This window comes from Kitasatospora sp. NPDC047058 (assembly GCF_040643935.1).
Lineage (GTDB): Bacteria > Actinomycetota > Actinomycetes > Streptomycetales > Streptomycetaceae > Kitasatospora.
In genome coordinates this window covers 1-1466 of the sequence record NZ_JBEYVJ010000852.1, presented here as the reverse complement: position 1 = coordinate 1466, position 1466 = coordinate 1, and the positions used below count along the sequence as shown (strand labels likewise).

Below are 1466 nucleotides of genomic sequence, written 5' to 3'. Positions count from 1 at the left end.
GCACCGTCCGCGCACCGGATCAGCGCGGTCGGCCACGCCCATAGGCGATCGACGCCCGCAGCAGCCCGTACGCGTCGGCCACCGTGGCCGGCGTGACCACGTGCAGGCCGGTCCGCGGCACCGGGCCGGGGAAGACCTCCACCGGATCGTCCTCGGCGGGATCGGCGAAATCGGCGGGATCGGACGGACCGGACGGACCGGCGGGACCGGACGGACCGGCGCCGTCGGCGGGGAGGGCCTCGGCCAGGAACGCGTCGTCCGCGAACGCCTCGGCCTCGATCGCACCGATGGCGGTGGCCCCGGCGGCCGACGCCTCCACGCCCACGACGTCCGGCTCCCCGGCGTCGAACCCCTCGGCACCGAACCCCTCGGCTCCGAAGGCCTCGTCCCCGAAGTCACCGGCCCCCGCCGGGCGGCCGTCGGCGGCGAGGGTGTCCAGCAGGCCGTCCACCAGGCCGTCCTCGGCCGAGATCGCCGCCAGCCGCGCCGCGGTGTCCATGAACGCCGGATCGGCCCGGTGCACCGCGCGGTAGAGCGGTAACGCGGCGGCGCTGCGCCCGGCCCCCTCGTACGCCCGGGCCAGCCAGTACCGGAGCTCCTTGCGCTGCGGCTGCTCGGAGCGGCAGCGGGCCAGCGAGGCGGCCAGCGGAGCCTGGGCCTGCGCGCACATGTCCAGCCGCACCCGTGCCATGCCGGCGAACAGCCCGGCCTCGATGCCGAGCAGCGGGTCGTCCAGCAGCCGGTCGGTGTCCCGGATCAGCTGCTCCCAGTCCTTCAGCAGGTAGGACCGGCAGGCGTGCAGGAAGCGCGCCGACGGGTCGTCGGCCGGGTCCGGGCACTGCTCCAACGCCCGGTCCAGCTCGGCGAGATGGCGGCCGTCCAGCCAGTGCGAGGCGTGCGCCAGGGCGAGGTCGCGGGTGTCCTCCAGCACCGGCTGGACCCACCAGCCCAGCCAGTACCAGGAGCTGAGCGGCCGGCGGTGGCGTCTGCGCTGTTCGCCGAAACGTTTCTGATGCCGGTACATCGCCAGCAGGGCGCCCGAGGTGTCGCTGCGCAGGGCGTGCAGGCCGAGCCAGGCGTCGGCCATTCCGGGGTCCAGCCGGACGGCCGCGCGGAACTCCTCCTCCGCGCGGGCGTACGCCCCCGCCGTGTAGGCGTCCATGGCGCGCAGCCAGGCACGGTCGGCGAGCCGGTTGGGAGCCGGTCCGCCCGCGTTGTTGCTGTCGGAACTGTCCACCGTCGTCACTACACGCCCCCCGCGGTGTGCCACGGGGCTCGGCCGGCGGATCGGTCTGCGGAGTAGCCGGCCGGTGGTCGGAAGCCCCCGGGGCGCCTATGCGCCTGCCAGAAATCGTACCGGCGTGGCGCTGATCCGGAAGGGTGCCGCGCGGAGTCGGCCGCGATCTGCGGTGTGGCGGGCGCGGCCGAGGTCATCGCGCCGCCCGTGGCGGCCCCGGTCCCCGTCG

1 pseudogene is annotated in these 1466 nt (G+C 75.8%); it reads right to left on the bottom strand.

Annotated features, from left to right (window positions below):
- Window positions 1-466: 466 nt before the first annotated feature.
- A pseudogene (locus ABZ885_RS41075) lies at window positions 467-1162 on the bottom strand (CbxX/CfqX); the annotation flags it as partial.
- Between the last annotated feature and the right edge of the window lie 304 nt (window positions 1163-1466).